Source organism: Methanoculleus sp. UBA303 (assembly GCA_002501655.1).
Lineage (GTDB): Archaea > Halobacteriota > Methanomicrobia > Methanomicrobiales > Methanoculleaceae > Methanoculleus.
The window spans coordinates 1-315 of record DANY01000004.1 but is presented as its reverse complement, the minus strand read 5'-3'; positions in this window follow the sequence as shown (position 1 = coordinate 315).

Sequence of the window (315 nt, the reverse complement as noted above, 5' to 3'; positions counted from 1 at the left end):
GGCTGACGGGGAGGGGGCCTGCCCCATATGCGCTAACTTTAGCCATAAGGATTCGAGAGGATAATGCCCTATTCCGTGAAATGTGGCTGATTTGATGGATTATCAGCCACACGGTTCCGGTGGTGTGCGGCAATAGTCCTCCTCCTCTGAAAACGATAGTGATCACGGGAATCTCACTGGAAAAGGACTGCCTTAGAGCATAGATGAGAACTCGCCGATTGCCTGATACTTGACGGTATCAACGAGAATGCATTACAACCGTCTGGTAAGTTAACGCCTATGGGGGCCTGCCCCCTCCCCTGTCTCCACTCTCCA